Origin of the sequence: Microcoleus sp. A6-C6, from assembly GCF_036705955.1 — a bacterium.
Lineage (GTDB): Bacteria > Cyanobacteriota > Cyanobacteriia > Cyanobacteriales > Microcoleaceae > Microcoleus.
Genome location: NZ_JAUBVR010000093.1, coordinates 1 through 18,815, shown reverse-complemented (window position 1 = coordinate 18,815; position 18,815 = coordinate 1). Strand labels below are relative to the sequence as shown.

Here is an 18,815-nt window from a genome sequence, read left to right as displayed (position 1 = left end):
CAATGTCCGAAGCAATAGCTGGAGTCACTGAGAAGCCTACGCCATACTGTACTCAGTTGGCGTAGGAGTATGTCACGATACTTATCTATCTAGTTACTGCATTCCTAACTTTCCGAATACGGGAAATTGGCACGAATGGATGTATAACAAAATCGTATAAGTTGGGGAAGAAGGCTTTAAGTTTGATTTGCTGGAATGATCGGCGCAGGTATTTGTTTGAGCGCCGGAGAATTTATGTCTCCAGACAGATGATCGGCGAACTTGTGCAATATTAAATTGTATTTATGATTGGCGCACACAACTCAAGAAACCGGGTTTGGCTACCGAACTGGATGGCTGTAACGATTTTTTTTTGTCGAAAAACTCGGTTTCTGCGTCATGGAGTGCGATCGCAATTCCGATGATTGAGCATAATAATTGCACACCGTCGTGCCAACTGTCAATTAACAAAAACTTTGTGAGAGGACAAATTCTATGGGCTGGCTCAAAAGACTGTTTGGTTTAGAAAAACTGGAAAATCAGGACAATGTGGAAGCTCCTGCTTACCAAGCACCTGCCGCTGCACCTCAAGCTCAAGCTCAACCTGTGGCCCAACCTGCGGCGAACACTCAAACAATCCCGCCGGAACGCATGGGATTGAATGGAGAATACGATCAAAGCGGTTTAGCTAAACGGGTGGCTCAGGCCTTTGATGCAAATCCTGATGTTGCAGATATTGAGACTGTTTATGTGGCTCAACTGGGCACTACTGTGGTTCTCAAAGGTACAGTTCCCGATCAGGAAATTGTTACTAAATTGGTGACAATTGCTAAAGGTGTTAAGGGTGCAACTGGGGTGGAAACTAATCAAGTTATTGTTGGCTAGCGCCACGGTTGTTTATAACAGTTAACAGTTAACTGTTAACTGTTATCGGTTAATAGTTTTTTCACTTATCTTGCTGTACCTAAAAAATATGACTGGGGACACATTAGTACCTACTCGCGGTAAATTAGAACGGAGTCTTGCGCAGGGTATTCAAGCTTTGTACCGTTCTCTACTCGGACATCAAACGAGTCAGGCGCTCTGCAATCTTTTGGATAACAAATTGATAATTGTGATCGAAAATGCGATTACTAAACCCGAAAAATTGCTGGCTCAGAACGGTCAGGAAGATTTGGCTTCGCAGGTGCGATCGCAATTAGACTCGGTTCTGGAATTGCAACTGAAAGACTTAATCAAAGAAGTTTTGGGCGTGGGAGTGACTGATTTGCTCAGCGATGCGACTTTGGAGACTGGCCGCACGGGAACCATCGCAATTTTGGAGTCTGCACCTAAAGTTCGCGATGCTAGTTCTAAGTCTAAAACTCAACCAGAAGTGGCTGATTGTTGAGGTGTTGGCGGATAATAGTTTCTAAATCCTTGATGTTAAAAGGTTTGGAAAGGTATGCAATACAGCCGGCTTGGAGAATCCGATCGCGGTCTTCTGTTTTTGCTAGTGCTGTGACAGCAACAATCGGAATATGTCTGAGTTCGGGGTTTTCTCTGATCCGCTTTACTAATTCTATACCGTCTATATCGGGCAGGCAAATGTCGAGTACGATTAGGTCGGGAGAGCGCGAGACTGCTGTTGACAGAGCTGTGTACCCGTCAACGGCTCCCACGCACTCGCAGCCGAATAAATCGAGTATTTGCGTCAGCAGCTCTAAGTTGTCGTGATTGTCGTCTACAGCCAAGACTAGAGGACGCTTGTCAACCGCCGGTTGACCGCTATTTAAAGACAAAGATTCCAAATTCTTATTCCAATTAGGGTAGTTCATAAATGCCGATCGAAAAACGATCGTAAAAGTTGTACCCGAGGCATTCCTCAAGTGGCGCTCCGGCACTTGAAACAGATTGGCTCGTATTTGTAGCTTTTAATTGCCAGTCTTCGCTCTAGCCCGATTGTACAATATCGGTGCTTTGCTGGTGCAAAGACTGCACCATTCGATCGATTATAGCATCTCCATAATTTTACTGATCAAAAGCGCAAATTACCAACTTACACCTACGGGCGATCGGCATTAGCAACAAGACGCGATAACTAGGAAAAGTATTGCCCATCAAGCATCCTATCTTAACGGCTGTGAAGAGTGGCGGCAGCTTTTCAGGATACTACCAAAAGTAGACTACGGTTGTTCTACGTAAATCCACCTGAAGGAAGATTCTAAGCGGCACTTAATTTTAACAACTTCCACCTGCTGAGAGATTCTTGTTTGTCTGGTTTAGACTTCAATGTTTTTAAGTAGTAATTATCACAATTTTAGCAAGTAAAAAATCATTTTTTACTTAAGTTTTACCGGATATTAACCTAGGAGGTTTTGATGACAATTGCAATCAGAGACGACTTGACTTACATTTTGCTCAAACAGATTGGCAGCGGCAACGGCAAGGGAGAGTCGGCAATTAGGAATGCAGCCGAAGAATATGTCGGTCGAGAAATAGCAGAAGCGGAATTGCTCGGTCACTTGGACTACCTCAACCAAAGGGAATTTATCAAAGCCGAGTTTAGTGGACAGCCTTACGGAGGAACTGAGTTATTGCCGGCTTTAGTGGCATTTCAAGAAGCTGATTTAACGGAAAAAGGCCGCAAACTGTTGCAGAAAATGGAGACGAATCCTCCTAAGTCTCTGCATCAAGAAGGGTCAGCAGTTCCGATCGCCTCTAAGGATATGCCATTTTTGGAAAAAGTGATGGTAAACGGTCACTTGGAGGATATTTTTGATGCCAGGGACATTACCGAATTGGTGTACCGGACAATGCGAGATTTGATGACAACCGAAGCAAGCGATCGCGTGGAAGCTGAACTGCACACAGAAGTTTTGCCGACGGACGACAAAACTTTGCAAAAAGAAATAGCAGACCTCTGGAAAGATACGAATCCGCTGGTGGGATTGCTGAGCCGGGTGCGTCCGCCTTGGCAAGGGCCTGCACCTTTTGTGATTGATTCCAACTTGTTTATTTTTCGGGTGGAACAAGAAGGCCCACTTCCTTCTGGGGTAAAACCGGAAACTGCGATCGCCGGTGTATTTTCAGCAACAAAGGATGAGTTGTCCCAGGAGCGAATTCAGGAAATAGCGGGATTTTTGCCGGACAGAATTCGGGAAATTTGGGAGTCGGCTTAAGAGGATAATTTCGAGTATAAATACTTACCAACCGGGTTGAAAAACCAGCATTCTGCGTTCTTGCATCAGAAGCTTGTCCGATCGACCCGGTTGCTGTATTTGTGCGATCGTTCCGAATGCGAGCCCGCATAAAAGTCTTTTGAGAAAACCCGGTTCCTAGCAAAAATTTGTGAGAACATCCCAAATATTGCTAAAAACCGGGTTTGTCGATCCCGGCTGGAATAAATCCCACAGATAGAGCGAAAGTGTTGTATTCTATAATACAGGGCGAGTTAACACAGTGGCTCGCAAAAATGCTGTTAACAGCCGGAGATCAAAAGGGATGGCTCGCTCAAAAGTTAGACAAATGTCAAGATCGACTTTAGAACAAGAGATTTTACTCAATCGAATTACAAATCGCATTCGCAACTCTTTAGAACTGCAAGAGATTTTGACGACAACGGCGCGAGAAATTCGCAGCTTTTTAGGGAGCGATCGGGTAAAACTTTATCGCTTTGAATCCGACGGTAGCGGTGAAGTAATTGCTGAGTCCATCAATGGCGACAACTTGCCATCCCTGCTTGGTTTGCGCTTTCCGGCAAGCGACATTCCCCCTAGTTCCCGCGAAATGTTTCTCAAAGCGCGGCAGCGAGTGATTGTAGATGTCCAATTGCAGCATAAAATAATTAATCGGTTAGATTGTCCCGAAACCGGCAAAACTTTAGCAGTTGAAGATATTCGCTATGGTCCTGTGGACCCCTGTCATGCAGAATATCTGAAGGCTATGGGGGCGCGTTCTTCTCTGACGGTGCCGATTGTGCATCAAAATCAGCTTTGGGGGTTGTTGGCTTGTCACCACAGCCAACCGAAACGGTTTAACGATCGAGAATTGAAAATGGTGCAGTTGCTTGTGGATCAACTTTCAATTGCGATCGCCCAATCTTTTCTGCTAAGTCAAGCCCGACAGCAAGCCCGCGACGAAGCCGTTGTCAACCAAATTAGCAGTTTGCTACACTCTCCTCTGAAATTAAACGAAATTCGGCAAGTAGTTCTCGAACAAACTGTCAAGCATTTGCATGGTTCGGGAGGGCGGCTGTACATTGCAGCCGAGTTTCGCGATCTGCCCGCTAAACTTTATACCTGCGGCCAGCAGCCTTCGGAGTGCGACTTGGAACTCAGCGAATTTTGGCAGCAGATCATGGGGTTGACCAATGAAAACGAGGTAGAAAAAACTGCCGTTAATATCAGCCAATTAGGTATTTTTCCAAATTTACATTCCGAGCATTACAATTCAATTGATACAAATATTTCCAGTTTAATCGTACCGCACTTGTACGCAATTTCCGATATTTATCAAGAACCTCAACTCAAATCTTTATCTGCAAATTTTATCGAAACTGACCTTCGGTCATTTTTGGCAATACCGCTGCAATACGGCCAACAGTGCATCGGCTGTCTCACCGTTTTTCGCAGCGCCGTAGAAACCGAAATTTTGTGGGCGGGAAATTCCCATTCCGACACCCGGAACGATCGTCCCCGACAGTCCTTTACAGCTTGGAAAGAAATCAAAATCGGCGAAGCTCAAAAGTGGAGCATCGACGAACAGAAGCTAGCAAAATCTTTAGGCACTCACCTGTACATGGCTGGAATGCAGAGGCGCGTCGAGGCGATGATCCGACATCAAGCTTCTCACGACCAACTAACTGGTTTAGCGAATAGATTGCTGTTTAATGAAAGGCTGTCTTTAGCTTTAGCTAACGCTCACCAAAACGCCGAAATGCTGGCGGTAATCTTTTTAGATTTGGACAGATTTAAAAATGTTAACGATACTCTTGGGCATCCCGTGGGCGATTTGTTGCTGCAAGGTGTATCTCGGCGTTTGACTAACTGTTTGCGCGTGGGGGATTCGCTCGCTCGTTGGGGCGGCGATGAATTTACCGTGCTGCTGCACAATATCAACAGCCCTGAAGAAGCAATTAAGGTTTGCAAGGAAATTATCCATAGTTTAAGCAGTCCTTTTGATTTTGACGGTCTGGAACTCTATACTAAGGCTAGCTTGGGAATTGCTTTGGCTCCTTACGACGGAGAAGATGCAGAAACTTTGCTAAAAAATGCTGATGCTGCGATGTACAGAGCTAAGCAGAAAGGTCGGAATAATTATCAGTTTTACACGCGGGCGATCGGCAATCAAGTCTCGGAAGAACTTAACTTAGAAAATCAGCTTTACAAAGCTCTAAAAAATTCAGAATTTGTGCTGTACTATCAACCGCAAATAAACTTAAATACTGGCAAAATAGTCGGCATGGAAGCTCTGATTAGGTGGCAGCATCCCGAACGCGGTTTGATTGCTCCCGATCGATTTATTCCCTTAGCTGAGGAAACAGGATTCATCTGCCAAATTGACGAATGGGTGATGCGGACAGCTTGCTTGCAAAATAGAGCGTGGCAGTTAATGGGATTGCCGCCGATGCGGATAGCTGTAAATTTATCAGGCCGCCAGTTTATGCAGCCTAACACGGTACAAACCATCGCTGAAATTTTGTCAGAAACCCAGTTAAATCCCGATTATTTGGAAATAGAAATTACTGAGAGCATTGCGATGACCGATGTGAATTTTACGGTATCGGTATTGCGGCAGTTACAGCAAATGGGAATTCACATTTCTCTGGACGATTTTGGCACCGGTTATTCTTCTCTGTGGTCTCTGAAAAACTTTCCGCTCAATAATTTAAAAATAGACAAATCCTTTGTGGCAGATTTGCTCAACGACAGCAGCGGTGCTACGATTGTGAAACTGGCGATCGCCCTCGGACAGGGCTTGAAATTACAGGTGATTGCCGAGGGTGTGGAAACAGCAGAACAGTTGGAATTTTTGCAGTCGTTGCAGTGCGAGATGGGTCAGGGTTACTTCTTTAGCAAACCATTACCGGTGGCGGCCGCAACCGAATTCTGCCTGGAAAATCAACGGAGTAAAATACTTAATGCAGTTGACAGTTGACAGTTGACAGTTGACAGTTTAGTCAGTTGACAGATGAGGGCGACCTCTACTTGGAAGGAAGAGGATTGGAGTAATGAATAGTCTGATTTTAATTTCTCCCTACAAGGGTTCCGGCTTTAAACCAATTCTTTCTGGTAATTTAAATTAACAACCAGAAAGCCGAAAAAAAAGAGCTTGTTCGTAGTTAGGACTTCAGTGATCATAGGAGAATTGAATAAATCTTTTATGTACTGTGAAAACCTCTTCGCAACGCAGATAAACGCAGATGGATTTCCTGATGGAACACCGAAGGAATGCAATGCAAGTCTAATAAGGTTTGTAGTGATGACTTTAGTCCTCAAAAAGAAGGACTAAAGTCATCACTACAAACCTATTTGATTGTTGTTAGAAGGGACAGGTTACTGCCACACAAAGACTTTTGCTTCGTATTCCGGCAAGTCAATCATAATATTGTCATCGCCCGATTCAACATCATAATTTCCCGTCCATTCGTGCCAATTTCCGTTGGCCGGGAAGTGAGGAACGTTGTAACCTGCCAGATAATTTTCTGACATATTAGCCACGACCACAACTCTCGAACCTTCATCGTTCCAGCGAGTGTAAGCAAACACTTTCGCCTCTGGATCTTCGTGGAAAAATTCGATGTTTTCTGTGTAAAGTGCTTGGTTATTTTTGCGTAGGTGAATCAAGCCTTTGTAGTATTCCCACAAACCTTTATTCATGTCATTTCCTAGCAGCGTCCAGTCAATTTTAGATTGCTCGATCGTTTTGGCTTTGTATTCGCCAAATTCTTCGCCCATCCAAATCAACGGCACGCCAACTGCTGTCATTAACAGTGCTACTCCCAACTTCGCCCGCTTGAATGCTGCTTCATCCAAAATTCCGTGCTCTCCCAATTCTGAGAACACGCGATCGTGGTCGTGATTGCTCAAATAATTGATTACATTCGTAGCACCTAAGAAACCTTGCCGCTTGCAGTCGATCACCTCTTTGAGCCGTTCTAAATCAAAATTTTCCCCGCAGAGTTGTGGAATTATGGAGTGATAAAAACTGTCGTGCCAGCAGCCGTCCATCGGCCCATCTACATTGGTGATGCTAGGATCTTCGGGAATGTATTCGGCAATGGTGTAAAACGGTTTTGGGCCGGCGACATTTTTGGCTTCTTGAACGATCCAGTGCATAAAATCGTAGTTGGCCATTTGTCGCGCTGCGTCGAAACGAATGCCGTCGAGATGGTATTCTTGAACCCAATAGCGGACTGCATCGCCGGCAAATTTGCGCGCTGGGTAAGTTCCTAGCTTTTCGTCGTAAAATTCGTAGTTGAATTCCGGGCCCCAATTGTTGTCTGGATCGCGGGGGGCGTGGTGGTACCAATAATCGTGATCGATTTGGGTGAGGGGGCTGGATGATTCGGAGTGGTTGTAAATCCCGTCGATGATGACGCGAATCCCGCGCCCGTGACACTCGTCGATCAGGTTTTTGAGTTCTTCTGTGGTGCCGTAGCTGGACTCTGCTGCGAAGAAGTAGCGCGGGTTATAGCCCCAACTGTAGTCACCAGGGTATTCTTTGAGGGGCATTAGTTCGATCGCGTTGATGCCGAGATCCACTAAGTAATCGAGTTTTTCGACTACGTGCTTGTACTTGCCGCGGGCGAGGGGATCTGCTTCGCCGCCGGAAAAGTCGGCAACGTGCATTTCGTATATGACTAATTCGCGATCGGCAGGGAGGGGTTTGTCGTCGTGTTTCCAGACGTAGGTATCGATGATGCGATCGCCATCTTTGATCCTAACAACGGCGTTTTGACTCGCATCGTCAATGTCAGTCGCGTAGGGATCTACCACATCTACCCACTGATCTGCTTCCAGAAACCAGCTTTTCGACTGCACGCGGAATTTGTATTGATAAACGCCATCCTCCAAATCTACTTTGGTGCGGAAATTACCTTTTTCATCCTTTTCCATCGGGATTTCTTCCCAATTAGAAAAACACCCCATCAAGGCAGCTCCTTTGTTGTAGGGAGCAAATAACTTGAATTCAATTGGAGGGGCCATAATACCTCTTTTAAAATATTTCAGTAAGAGTTGATACTTTTAATTTCGCAAATTTAAGCGACCTCAGGCATCACTCTGCGGATAGAATTTCTGTAAGTGCTTAACTATTCCTAAAAGTATGGTTTTTTGCCCTGACCGCTGCATTTTGTGAAGTGAAATCGCGCCAGTATTGGTAGTGCGATCGCCATCGATCTTATTTGCTCTCTCTCAACATTAAGTATTAGTATCCCTATTATTACTTCGCATCTATCTTAAGGTATATTTAGTGAAAAAAAAAGGAATTTTAATATCTGCACCGGGATAGATGCGGACTTAAATATAGCTTTTTAATACTTAAAATTATCGGGCTGACGATGGTGAGATTGCAGCCTAGATTTTTGGCAGTAAGGTGCGGGTGGCGCACCTTACAGAAGCTGCGTAAGGCGCGCAACGCGCACCCTATTTTAACTACTTTTTACCTTATGATAACGGCTTCATCCAACCAAGCCAGAACGGAGGGCGAGAACGGCCGCCTGAGTGCGATCGTCAGCGCACAACTTGTTTAAAATATTGCGGACGTGAGTTTTGACTGTACCGACAGTAATGTACAACTTTTCGGCGATCGCAGCATTGCTGTAACCCTGCACAATTAGTTCCAACACTTCTAACTCCCGCTCGGTTAAAGGGTAAGTTTCAATGATGTGACTGAACTCCGGTTCGGCAGCCTTAATTGTGACTCTTTTGCCCTCAGGCTTGGGTTCTTCTGGAGCAGATTCTTTAGTGCGAGCTTGTTTTAGGACGATGCGGGCGATCGCCGGATCGATCCAAGAGTTACCTTCGTGAGTTACTCTTACTACGTCTAATAACTGATCGAAGCTGATATCTTTCATGCAGTAAGAGTCGGCTCCGGCGGCAAAAGCTGCCAGCACTTCTTCTTCATTGTCCTGAAAAGTTAGAATCAAAACTTTGGTATCAGGATCTGTGTCCGCTATAGATTTTTTGAACTTTTGTGTCAGTTCAATGCCGTCAAAATCTGGCAAGCCAATGTCTACGATTGCTACGTCAGGTTTGGTGGACTGAAGCAGTTTCAATCCGTCGGTAGCGTTGGCTGCATCGCCGACAACTTCTATAGTGTCACGCTGTTGTAAAGCTGTGCGGATGCCGACTCTTGTCAGGTCGTGGTCTTCAATCAAAGCAACGCGAATTTTAGTCATCTTTCTTCCAATAGCCCGCTAAACTTTTAAAATATCGTCAACTGACTCAGCTAAACTGAGTAAATTTGAGAATGTGTCCTGATTTAGGGTTTGACAGGCCGCACATCTTTTTCAAGCATACTCATGCAGCCGCCAAGATTGCAAGTTAATTTTCAAGTTATTTTGCGGAGAACGTCTGGAAAGCCCGATCGCGACTGGTAAGCTCTCAATGTTATAACAGTTTACATGAATTATCCCATTGTCCGCCCGTTGATAGAGGTAAAGATACCACTACCCAGATAGATTTAAAGTATAAAAACTTTTGATGCACTTTGGCAGTCAAAATAAATAAAGCTAGCAGCACGAGTCTTTAACCGGTGTTAGGGCTCAAGTTGAATGCTTATTGATAAAAAACAGTTATGACTCACTATCACGCCAATAACTATTTTCGCTCGGACTTTTCCGACGCCGAAATACGATACAAGGCATCAGAAATAACCTCCCCTCAACAGCAAGTTGCCGATCGCGAAACTCAGAACGATCGCCTGTGGTCGGCAATTCCTCACATAGTTTGGAAAGTAAATGCCAGCGGCTGGGCGACTTATTTAGGACAGCGCTGGGAGGAGTACACGGGAGTACCAGTCGCAGCAGCTTTGGGTTTCGGCTATCTGGCGCGCGTCCACCCAGAAGACCGCCCTCGTCTGTTGGCGCGATCGCGCACGGATGCTGGCCCGCCGCAAAGTTACGAAATAGAAGTTCGTCTCCGGGCGCGCTGCGGGACTTACCGCTGGCATCTCGCCAGAGGAGCGCCCGCCAACCCAGACAGTCATGATGTTTTAGAGTGGGTGGGAACCTACACAGATATGGACGCGATCGAACAAACTCAAGCCGGGCCCGAACCAGACCCAGAATTTTTGCGCTCCTTGGCGCGCCCGGAAGCTAACTTGCAAGCCGAAAAATTGTGCGAAGCTAGGACGGTAATGGATACTGAGCAGGAGTTGCAGGCGATCGAGCGATTTACAAATCAGTTGAGCCAGCGCGCTGGTAACTTGTGCGAATTGTTGCAAGCGATCGCGGACGCGACTGTGGAGGCGATCGCCGGAGCTGAATTTTGCCTGGTTGCGCTCCCGGAGTGCGATTGCAGCGGCCTCAAACTCAGCGCTGTGGGGGGCAGGGAAAACTTTGAGAAAGGCAAAACCCCGCACGTGCCAGACAAGCTGTTGTTGAGGGCGTTTGCGACGGGAGAGTCGCAACTGTGGCGCTCAGAGTCCGGCTCAGGAGTGCCGGCGGCCACCTGTGCTGCGGCGATCGAGTCGGGGGACACCGGGCGTTTGGGCGTGCTGGCGATCGGTAACGGGAAAGACAGCACGGCCATTGACGGATCTGTGCAACTGCTGGTGGTGATGGGTAAACAAGCTGCGATCGCGATTAACAGCGCGCGGGTGATCGAAAAATTAAAAAAACAGGAACAGCTTTTAGAGTTGCAAAACGAGCTGCTAATTCGCCAGCAGGAAGAACTTGAAAATCAAGGCCGGCGCATTCAACAGCAAAAATTGCAACTGCTAGAAGCAGCCAAGTTAAAATCGCAATTTTTGGCTACCATGTCCCACGAATTGCTAACTCCGATGAATGCGATTATCGGGTTTTCGCAATTGCTACTGCGCCAGCACAAACAACTGCTGAGTGCCCAGCAAACAGAAATGGTGGGGCGAATTTTAAATAACGGCAAAAACCTGCTCGTGCTGATCGACGATATCCTCGATCTGTCCAAAATCGAGAGTGGTCGCACAAAATTACAAATTGCAAAATTTGATTTAGCGCATTTAGTAATGGATGCTGCCCTGGAATTTGAAAATCAAGCCAAGGACAAGAATGTGGCAATGTCCGTCAGCGTGTGCTTGCAGCATCAGGTTATCGTTAATGACAAGTTGCGCCTGCGGCAAGTTTTGGTCAATCTGATTTCCAACGCGGTTAAATTCACGCATCAGGGCTGCATTTCTATTGAGGTGCGGGAGTTAAAGTGCGATCGGCTAATTATTACCGTTCGGGATACAGGAATCGGCATCAGTAAAACCGATCTGCCCCACATTTTCGACAAATTCCGCCAAGCCGACCAAACCACAACCCGCAAATATCCTGGCACGGGTTTAGGACTAGCGATTAGCACCTATTTAGTCGAGATGATGAACGGCACAATTACGGCTGAAAGTCAACCAAAAAAAGGTTCGACATTTGCGATCGAAATCCCGCGAACAGTTAACCCCAAAAAACTCACTTCCTGACGGCAAATATTTTTTATAGTTATAAGACTGGGCGGTTGAAACCGCCCAGTTTTGTTTTCAACTAAAGACTAGAAGTTTTCCCTACTTGTGCCTGAGTAGCAATTGGTTTAACATCGGTGTAGCCCATATTATTAGCTACATCGCGCAGCACCGAAATTTGCTGTTCAAAATCAAGACCTTCTATTTGACCTAACACGCCATTCACAGCCTCAGTTGCCTTATATCCTTCGGGGATATCGACAATTTTTTCCCCCATACCAATAGCCCAAGCATACCAAACCACTAACTGATTGTTAGCAGTTAAAGCTCCGTAAGCACGAGAATAACGCGTATCGTCGCGGTTGACAATAGCTCGCATGATATTCAGTTGTTCGTCATCAGAAAGGTTGTAAAAATCACCTAGCAGCACGGGAGCTAATTCTGGTTCGGCGGCTTCGGGAGCTGCTGGTGTAATTGAATCTCCCATTTCTTCATAAATAAAGTAGAGCAGCGCCAGTTTTTCATCTGCGCCCAACCCGTTGATTGTCTGAACCATCTTTTGAGTGTCGTTGGAGAGAGCGTGAGAATTGGTTTCGGCGGGTGAGTTCATAAACAAGTTCCTTAAAAATGCTTCCAGAATATATAAATATCAACATTTGTAAGTACAAGTCACCATCCCCTAGAGGTAATGCGATTTGAGATTTGAGATTTAATATTTGAGATGTGAACATGGGGAATCACTGACTGTGTATGGATCTCGTGCTTGCAGAGGGTTGCATTATTCTCGTAAACTGCTGTAATGCTGAGCCAACGTCCGCAGATCAATCATCCTTGAGATATAAGCCAACGATACATCTACGGATAGATGAAAAAACCCGGATATTAAGTGATTATTAATACAGTGAATTGTTAAATAAAAATCGCAAGGAGTCGGCTATGTCTGAAATAAATACAGAATCAAATAATACTCAAACATTTGACGCTGCTCAGATAACTGAAAGCGTGGAAGCTGGAGAACAAAAGTTGCCGAAGGTTGATGTATCCGCCGACTACGAAGCTTCAAAAGAATTCAGCGTTAGCGATATCGATCGCACGAGTGCCGGCGCTGAAGCTGCCGCCGCTGCAACTGCACCTAAATTTAATATTCCGGCTCCTAAAGAGATCGCAATGCCGGCAGATGCAAAGGGCAATCCCGATGATTTTCGTTCGATGGCTCAGGAAATTAACCCCGCAGGTGTACCGGGCAATGTTACCGACGATTTGGTGCAAAAGGCGATCGATCTTGGTACTCCCGGCAGTTAATTGAGAAATGCTGAGTAGAGTGCAAGATTAAGTGCAATACTAGACCTATTGCAAAAATACCTAGGAACAGGCAAGATGCCCGTTCCACATAAAAAATTACTTTTGTGGAACGGGCATCTTGCCCGTTCCAAAGTTTGATTGAAAAGACTTTTGCAAGAGTTTAACTGTAGGGACACAAGATTGTTCATAGGTGTTAACTTAAGTCTAAAACTCTTTGTATATCGGGTTTGTATCCAAGTCTCGATCCGCCCTAACCTCCCGAAAGCAAGGGGGGAACCGGAAGTTCTCAAAGTCCCCCTTGCTTTCGGGGGATTTAGGGGGATATAGATTACGATAGAAGCGAGATTTATGAAGGGTTTTAGGTAATTGTTGACACTTATAGCGGTTCTCGAAAAAGTGAGGAGAGCCCTATGCCCTATGCCCTATGCCCTATGCCCTATGCCCTATGCCCTATGCCGTTCGCGTACCTAATATGAGAGTTCGAAAGGCTATATGAACATTGTTGTGTCCCTAATTGCTTGATTTTAAGTCGATCGCCCGACAGATTTGACCGATCGCGCGATCGCCCAAAATTTCCACTACCAAATCCACCCGATCGCCCTCAACCGTCGATTTGATAAATAACTCAGGATGCAGCGCTTTCCAGAAATATTCAACAAACCGATTAATTTCAGCTTCTGACATTCCCGACTTCCCCTGCGCGATCATTTCCCGTTCCGCCTGATTGCGCCATACTTGAGAAAGGCGATAATCTTGGGGATACAAAACTATCAACCGATCTAATCGGTTCCACAGTGGCACATAGTCGTGCAGCTTCACATTCATATCGCGCGCAAACTCACAGTCGCTTTCTGTGGAAATCGGAAATGGCGCAGCCGCCAAAAACTCGTTTAATCTAGCATCAGCTACTGGATTCACGCCGACAAACCAACCTTCAAACAGTACAATATCCGCACCGCAAATAATTTCTGGTTGACTTCGATCTCCCGCACCTCCGTAGGCAGATTTGTCAAACCGGGGAATTTCTATTTTTGGATGGTCAACTGCGGCTAATTCGGAAGTTGGAGAAGCGCGCAAGTTGTCTAAAACAGAGATTCCCAAGTCAATATCGTGAGTGCCGGGGGGGCCGCGCCAAATCAAACGCGGGTCGGCTTTTTGGAGTTTTTGGCGATCGGCATAAGTCTTGTAAAGATCGTCTAAAGAAAGGCTGACTGTAGAATATCCCATTTTCCCCAAAATCACCTTCAAAACTTGGCATAAAGTCGTTTTTCCGGTTCCTTGTCCTCCTAAAATTCCTTGAATTAGAGGACGCTTTAAACTTTGTTTTTCAGTCGATAATTGCATCGCCAGTGGCAGCCACAGATTCCACAAAGTTTCGAGAAAAACACTTGACTTGAGCGGGAAAGTATGCAGTTCGTCAAGCAGAGATAAGAATAAATCTGTTTTGTGGCGGACAACATCGGCTACATTGTCAGGGGTAATGCCAAAAGCGCGCGTTAGCGAAGCCCGCCCCTGCGGGGGCTGCGCCAACGAAGAGGATCGCACATCATCCGCAAGTTCCCAAATTGCCAGCAATTCTAACTCGCCGGCGCTGATCTTCCTGAGCGGGCGATCGCCAGCTATCCATGCTTCTAAAATTTCTACAGGATTTAAGTTCGATCGATCCATCTGTTTAAAAATATCGGGCGGACACTCGAAAGCAAGGCCCCTATAAGTCAACACTTGTTAAGAGCCAAGCTTAAAAGCCTCCACAAATAAATTATAAGTAACACCAATTTTCAGAGCTTGGAGCATTTCCAGCCACAAATAACGGGTTCCTGGCCGCTGCCAACGATAAAGCAGCAGGCTCACCAATTCCGTCCACAATACCAACAGCGCTGCGGCGATAATATCCCAATCTGCCGATTGTCCGGCGATCGTCGAAAGAGCAGTTCCCAAAAAAGTGCCGAACAGCAAGCTAATGAGCAAAAGTGAAATCCGCCGCCAAGGATTGCTCGCCCAGCGTGCGAATTGCTCGCCCAGAACGTCAAGCAATCTGTTAATTCGGGTATTCTGCATAGTAGTTAAAAGTTATAGTGATGAGTTAAAAAATGCGGGTCTAGAGCGACTCCAAATGTTTACCGGGTGTGTCAGCCCCCATCTAAAATTTAAAATTTAACATTTAAGATGGTATTGAGCGGATCGGGAGCTGATAGCCCCGAACCGTCAAGTAATTAAGTGTAACTGTATCTTGTGGCACAGTAGCCCCAGGTTATACATTCAAGATAGTTATGACTAATTGGGGGTGTGCAGTCTTTCCTTTAAGCCGAAAATTTATGAATCTTAAAATTTACCAGATATTAGTTGGAGTGGCGATCGTCCTCATTACAGGAATGTTTCTCGGACGTTTTGAAATCACGATCTCCAACGGCTCAAATCGACCGATAGAGTTGCCCTCGGCAGCCACCGCACTCCCCCCAACACCCCCGGTTTCGAGAGTCGAGACAGCTTCGTTAGACACCGCCAGTCAGCCGAAACCGGAGTTACCCCCGGAACCTGTGGAGGAAAGTAATTCCTCAATTCCTGTCAATGGCAAAGCGATCGGCAGTTTGCGCGTCAGCAACCGCAGCGATCGCCCAGTGCGAGTGGCGCTGTTGTCGAAACGGCAAGCCGAGAAATCCTACGGCAAACCGGCGCACTGGGATTTTGCACCGGGGGAAGGCGGTGGCAAGGGACTGATGCTATCGCTGCCGGAGGGCAAGTTACAAGTCAAACAGGGAGACATTCTGGTGGTTTTTGCTCAGGATGGTTCTCGCCGCTATTGGGGGCCTTACGTCGCCGGGGAGACAGCCTCGCCCGCTTGGAACGCCACAGTCGGGGAATGGCAATTAATTTTGCAGCCTTGAAGGAAGGAAGAAGGAAGAAGGAAGAAGGAAGAAGGAAGAAGGAAGAAGGAAGGAAGAAGGAAGAAGGAAGAAGGAAGGAAGAAGGAAGAAGGCATACACAGCAAGCTTTTTAGCGATCCGTATTTTACATTTGATTAGGTGGATTTGGTGAGTTGCGGGTGGAGATTTTGGTGGAGAAACCCGGTTTCTGAGGTATTTTTGAGAATGGTGGCAGATTTGAGTTGAACCGGATTCGATCGAGTTTCGAGTTTCGATCAGGCAATTTTTCGGTAGACTTCTATGCGAGCTAAAATTTTAAATCTAAAATCGCAGGAAGTTTGGGTGAAGGAAGTTATTAAAAATTTGTCAGAATATCGCAGACACCGCCCGTTAGCACCTTTGTTACTGTCGCTGTTGTGGCTGGGCGCGATCGCCTTCGTAGCTTTTTTGTGGAATCTCGGCAACATCGGCTTAGTTGACGAAACCGAACCGCTGTTTGCCGAAGCCGCCCGTCAAATGACTGTGACAGGGGATTGGATCACTCCTTATTTTAACGGCGAAACCAGGTTTGACAAGCCGCCGTTGATTTATTGGCTGATGGCGGTGGCTTACCGCACTCTGGGAGTTAACGAGTGGGCTGTACGTCTGCCGTCGGCTTTGTGCGCGATCGCCCTTACTTGCCTCGGATTCTATACCTTATGGAAGACAGAAGAAAGTTCGGCAACGGATTCTGTAGCGGATGTCACGGATGTCACGGATGTCACGGAGAAGTCCGAGGGAATATTTTCCCCCTCTCCCACTCCCCCCCACTCCCCCTCTTTCCCCCCCTCTCCCACTCCCCCCCTCTCCCAATCTCCCACTCCCCCCCTCTCCCCCTCTCCCCATCTCCCCCTCTTTCTTTCTACTCCTTGGATTGGGGCAGCGCTAATAGCTTTAAATCCGCAAACTATTGCGTGGGGACGGACTGGCGTTTCAGATATGCTATTAGTGGCCTGTATGTGTTCGGCACTTCTGGCATTTTTCCTCGGTTACACCTTAGAAGAACAGATAGAAAAAGCAGAATTTTCCACAGTTTCTGCATCGGTATTTCCCAATAAGTGGTATCTGACTTGTTACGTACTAATTGCCCTAGCAATTCTGGCTAAGGGGCCTGTGGGAATTGTCATACCAGCGCTGATTATTGGCAGCTTCGGGCTGTATTTGGGAAATTTTCGACAACTTTGGCGAGAAATGCGTCCAGTGTCGGGAATCTTGATTATTCTGCTGATCGCCGTGCCTTGGTTCGTTCTGGTTATTTTAGCCAACGGTCAAACTTATATTGACAGCTTTTTCGGCTATCACAATTTCCAGCGTTTTACTGAAGTAGTCAACAAGCATTCAGCGCCTTGGTATTTTTACTTTTTTGTAGTGCTGCTTGGTTTTGCACCTTGGTCGATTTATTTGCCTGTGGCGATCGCCCGTACCCGTTTTTGGCAGCGCAGTTACTGGCGCCGTCAACCGCGATCGGCTCAATTAAGTTTATTTGCCCTATTTTGGTTCGGCTGCATCTTTGGCTTTTTCACGATCGCCGTCACCAAATTACCCAGTTACGTATTGCCTTTACTGCCCGCTGCTGCCATTTTGGTAACGCTGCTATGGAGCGATATTATTGCAGGTAACGAGCCCAAAAACCGGCCGGGAAAGTTAGAAAAAAAACCGAACTCTTTACCGCGAGGGCTGTTAGTCACATACATTGTTAACATTGTATTTTTATTGATTCTAGCCGGAGCAACTTTCTACTGTTACCACTGGCTGGGAGACGATCCAGCAATGCCCAATTTTCCGCAAGCACTTCAGCAGTCGGGATTGCTGATTGTCGGCGGTGCGATTTGGATAGTGGTGGCTGGGGCGATCGGGCTTTTGCTATGGAAGCGAAAACAGCGCTGGATTTTGGTTGCTAACCTCATCGGCTTAGTAGTATTTATCATTTTTGGTCTCACTCCCGTCTACAATTTGGTCGATCTCAACCGCCAGTTACCTCTGAGACAGTTAGCGCAGGTTATTGTTCAACAAAAACTGCCGGGGGAAGAGTTGATCATGGTTGGTTTCTGGAAACCAAGTCTGGTTTTTTACACCGAAGAGCCAGTGACTTACTACCGAGCTGTAAATAAGGCTCTAGACTACATTCAGGAATCGAAAAACCCAATTCTCCCCTCTATTTTGGTGCTGGGATATCCAGAAAAATTTGAACAATTAGGATTGCAGCCAAATCAATATCAATTGTTGGAAAGTCGCGGCGCTTACCAACTCGCTAGAGTTCCGAGAAAGGCGTTTTTGAAGTAGTGTAGGGTGCTGCGGTTTGGGCGATCGATCGTCAGACAAGGTATGGTGTTGTAGTTAAGGTATAATCTACTCATATAATGTGCGATCGATTGACCTATCTAAGTAAGGTTCGTAGTGCGGACTTCAGTCCGCATTAAGGGAGTGTCTACAGCCACCCAACATCATCGAAAAAAGCGTATTTATAAAAGTGGAAGATTATGATACCAATTAATGAAGCTCAACAGCAATTGCAGCAGTTGATTGATACGGTGAGTCAGTCGCATCAACCGATCGTTATTGCAGGACAGACTAGCAATGCAGTATTATTATCTGAATCAGACTGGGCATCGGTGCAGGAAACACTGTATCTGCTTTCAGTGCCGGGGATGCGGGAATCGATTCGGGAAGGACTGGCAACGCCGATTGAAGAGTGCGATCCTCTTCTAGGGCTTCGCTAACGGGAGTTACAGTGGTGAGTTGGGATTTGGTATACACCAAACAGGTACAGAAAGATGCCCAAAAACTGGTGTATAGCAATTTACGATACAAAACATAAGAGTTCAGGCGCTACTATGGGTATCAGTCAAATAAGAGACAGCCACAGAATGATTGATCCTATAATAACCGAATAATGACCGAAAAATAATTTCAGCCGGCTGCATATCTTATGTCTCTAAAATCTATCATGAAACTGACTGAGTACCTAAAATCTCTTTACATCACAACAGCGAAAAAACTCAAGGGGAC

General features: G+C 46.2%; 16 protein-coding genes. 10 read left to right on the top strand and 6 right to left on the bottom strand.

The genetic code is table 11. The features are described 5' to 3' along the window. The first annotated feature begins 474 nt into the window (after positions 1-474). Positions 475-864, top strand: a complete 390-nt coding sequence (locus QUB52_RS25550; RefSeq protein WP_265238924.1) for a BON domain-containing protein — start codon at positions 475-477, stop codon at positions 862-864. Positions 865-952: 88 nt separating this feature from the next. Next, positions 953-1,369, top strand: a complete 417-nt coding sequence (locus tag QUB52_RS25545) for a DUF2294 domain-containing protein (RefSeq protein ID WP_265238923.1) — start codon at positions 953-955, stop codon at positions 1,367-1,369. Here the strand turns inward: QUB52_RS25545 and QUB52_RS25540 are convergent. Beyond that, on the bottom strand, positions 1,338-1,796 hold the full coding sequence (locus tag QUB52_RS25540) for a response regulator (protein WP_265238922.1): 459 nt from the start codon (positions 1,794-1,796) through the stop codon (positions 1,338-1,340). The two genes, QUB52_RS25545 and QUB52_RS25540, sit on opposite strands and share 32 nt — an antisense overlap. A gap of 543 nt (positions 1,797-2,339) precedes the next feature. On the opposite strand from QUB52_RS25540, the gene QUB52_RS25535 reads away from it, so the two are divergent. Then, on the top strand, positions 2,340-3,140 hold the full coding sequence (locus tag QUB52_RS25535) for a DUF2267 domain-containing protein (protein WP_332975322.1): 801 nt from the start codon (positions 2,340-2,342) through the stop codon (positions 3,138-3,140). Between the two features lie 322 nt (positions 3,141-3,462). Then, positions 3,463-6,117: an EAL domain-containing protein gene (locus QUB52_RS25530; protein WP_442923227.1), complete on the top strand. Its 2,655-nt coding sequence runs from the start codon at positions 3,463-3,465 to the stop codon at positions 6,115-6,117. A gap of 398 nt (positions 6,118-6,515) precedes the next feature. Here the strand turns inward: QUB52_RS25530 and QUB52_RS25525 are convergent, their stop codons facing one another. Next, positions 6,516-8,168, bottom strand: coding sequence for an alpha-amylase family glycosyl hydrolase (locus tag QUB52_RS25525; protein ID WP_332968865.1), 1,653 nt, complete (start codon positions 8,166-8,168; stop codon positions 6,516-6,518). A gap of 473 nt (positions 8,169-8,641) precedes the next feature. Further along, positions 8,642-9,361 (bottom strand): response regulator transcription factor, encoded by a 720-nt coding sequence (locus tag QUB52_RS25520; protein ID WP_332975320.1) that lies wholly within the window; start codon positions 9,359-9,361, stop codon positions 8,642-8,644. Between the two features lie 398 nt (positions 9,362-9,759). Between QUB52_RS25520 and QUB52_RS25515 the strand changes: the two genes are divergently transcribed. Beyond that, on the top strand, positions 9,760-11,622 hold the full coding sequence (locus QUB52_RS25515) for a PAS domain-containing sensor histidine kinase (protein WP_332975319.1): 1,863 nt from the start codon (positions 9,760-9,762) through the stop codon (positions 11,620-11,622). A 61-nt stretch (positions 11,623-11,683) separates the two neighbouring features. Here the strand turns inward: QUB52_RS25515 and QUB52_RS25510 are convergent, their stop codons facing one another. Next, positions 11,684-12,211, bottom strand: coding sequence for an orange carotenoid protein N-terminal domain-containing protein (locus QUB52_RS25510; protein WP_332975318.1), 528 nt, complete (start codon positions 12,209-12,211; stop codon positions 11,684-11,686). A gap of 326 nt (positions 12,212-12,537) precedes the next feature. Between QUB52_RS25510 and QUB52_RS25505 the strand changes: the two genes are divergently transcribed. Further along, on the top strand, positions 12,538-12,903 hold the full coding sequence (locus QUB52_RS25505) for a hypothetical protein (protein ID WP_332975317.1): 366 nt from the start codon (positions 12,538-12,540) through the stop codon (positions 12,901-12,903). 510 nt (positions 12,904-13,413) lie between these two features. Here the strand turns inward: QUB52_RS25505 and QUB52_RS25500 are convergent. Further along, the gene (locus QUB52_RS25500) at positions 13,414-14,571 is read right to left on the bottom strand and encodes a glycerate kinase (RefSeq protein ID WP_332975316.1); all 1,158 of its coding nucleotides are present in this window, start codon (positions 14,569-14,571) and stop codon (positions 13,414-13,416) included. A 57-nt stretch (positions 14,572-14,628) separates the two neighbouring features. After that, positions 14,629-14,961, bottom strand: a complete 333-nt coding sequence (locus QUB52_RS25495; RefSeq protein WP_332975315.1) for a DUF565 domain-containing protein — start codon at positions 14,959-14,961, stop codon at positions 14,629-14,631. 257 nt (positions 14,962-15,218) lie between these two features. On the opposite strand from QUB52_RS25495, the gene QUB52_RS25490 reads away from it, so the two are divergent. From QUB52_RS25490 to QUB52_RS25475, 4 genes are all read left to right on the top strand, one after another. Then, positions 15,219-15,788 (top strand): hypothetical protein, encoded by a 570-nt coding sequence (locus tag QUB52_RS25490; RefSeq protein ID WP_332975314.1) that lies wholly within the window; start codon positions 15,219-15,221, stop codon positions 15,786-15,788. Beyond that, complete coding sequence (locus tag QUB52_RS25485; RefSeq protein WP_332975313.1) at positions 15,764-15,901, top strand: hypothetical protein; 138 nt, start codon at positions 15,764-15,766, stop codon at positions 15,899-15,901. Before QUB52_RS25490 ends, QUB52_RS25485 begins: the two co-directional genes overlap by 25 nt. Before the next feature lie 166 nt (positions 15,902-16,067). Beyond that, positions 16,068-18,089: an ArnT family glycosyltransferase gene (locus tag QUB52_RS25480; RefSeq protein ID WP_332976304.1), complete on the top strand. Its 2,022-nt coding sequence runs from the start codon at positions 16,068-16,070 to the stop codon at positions 18,087-18,089. Between the two features lie 197 nt (positions 18,090-18,286). Next, on the top strand, positions 18,287-18,526 hold the full coding sequence (locus QUB52_RS25475; protein WP_332975658.1) for a type II toxin-antitoxin system Phd/YefM family antitoxin: 240 nt from the start codon (positions 18,287-18,289) through the stop codon (positions 18,524-18,526). Positions 18,527-18,815: the final 289 nt, after the last annotated feature.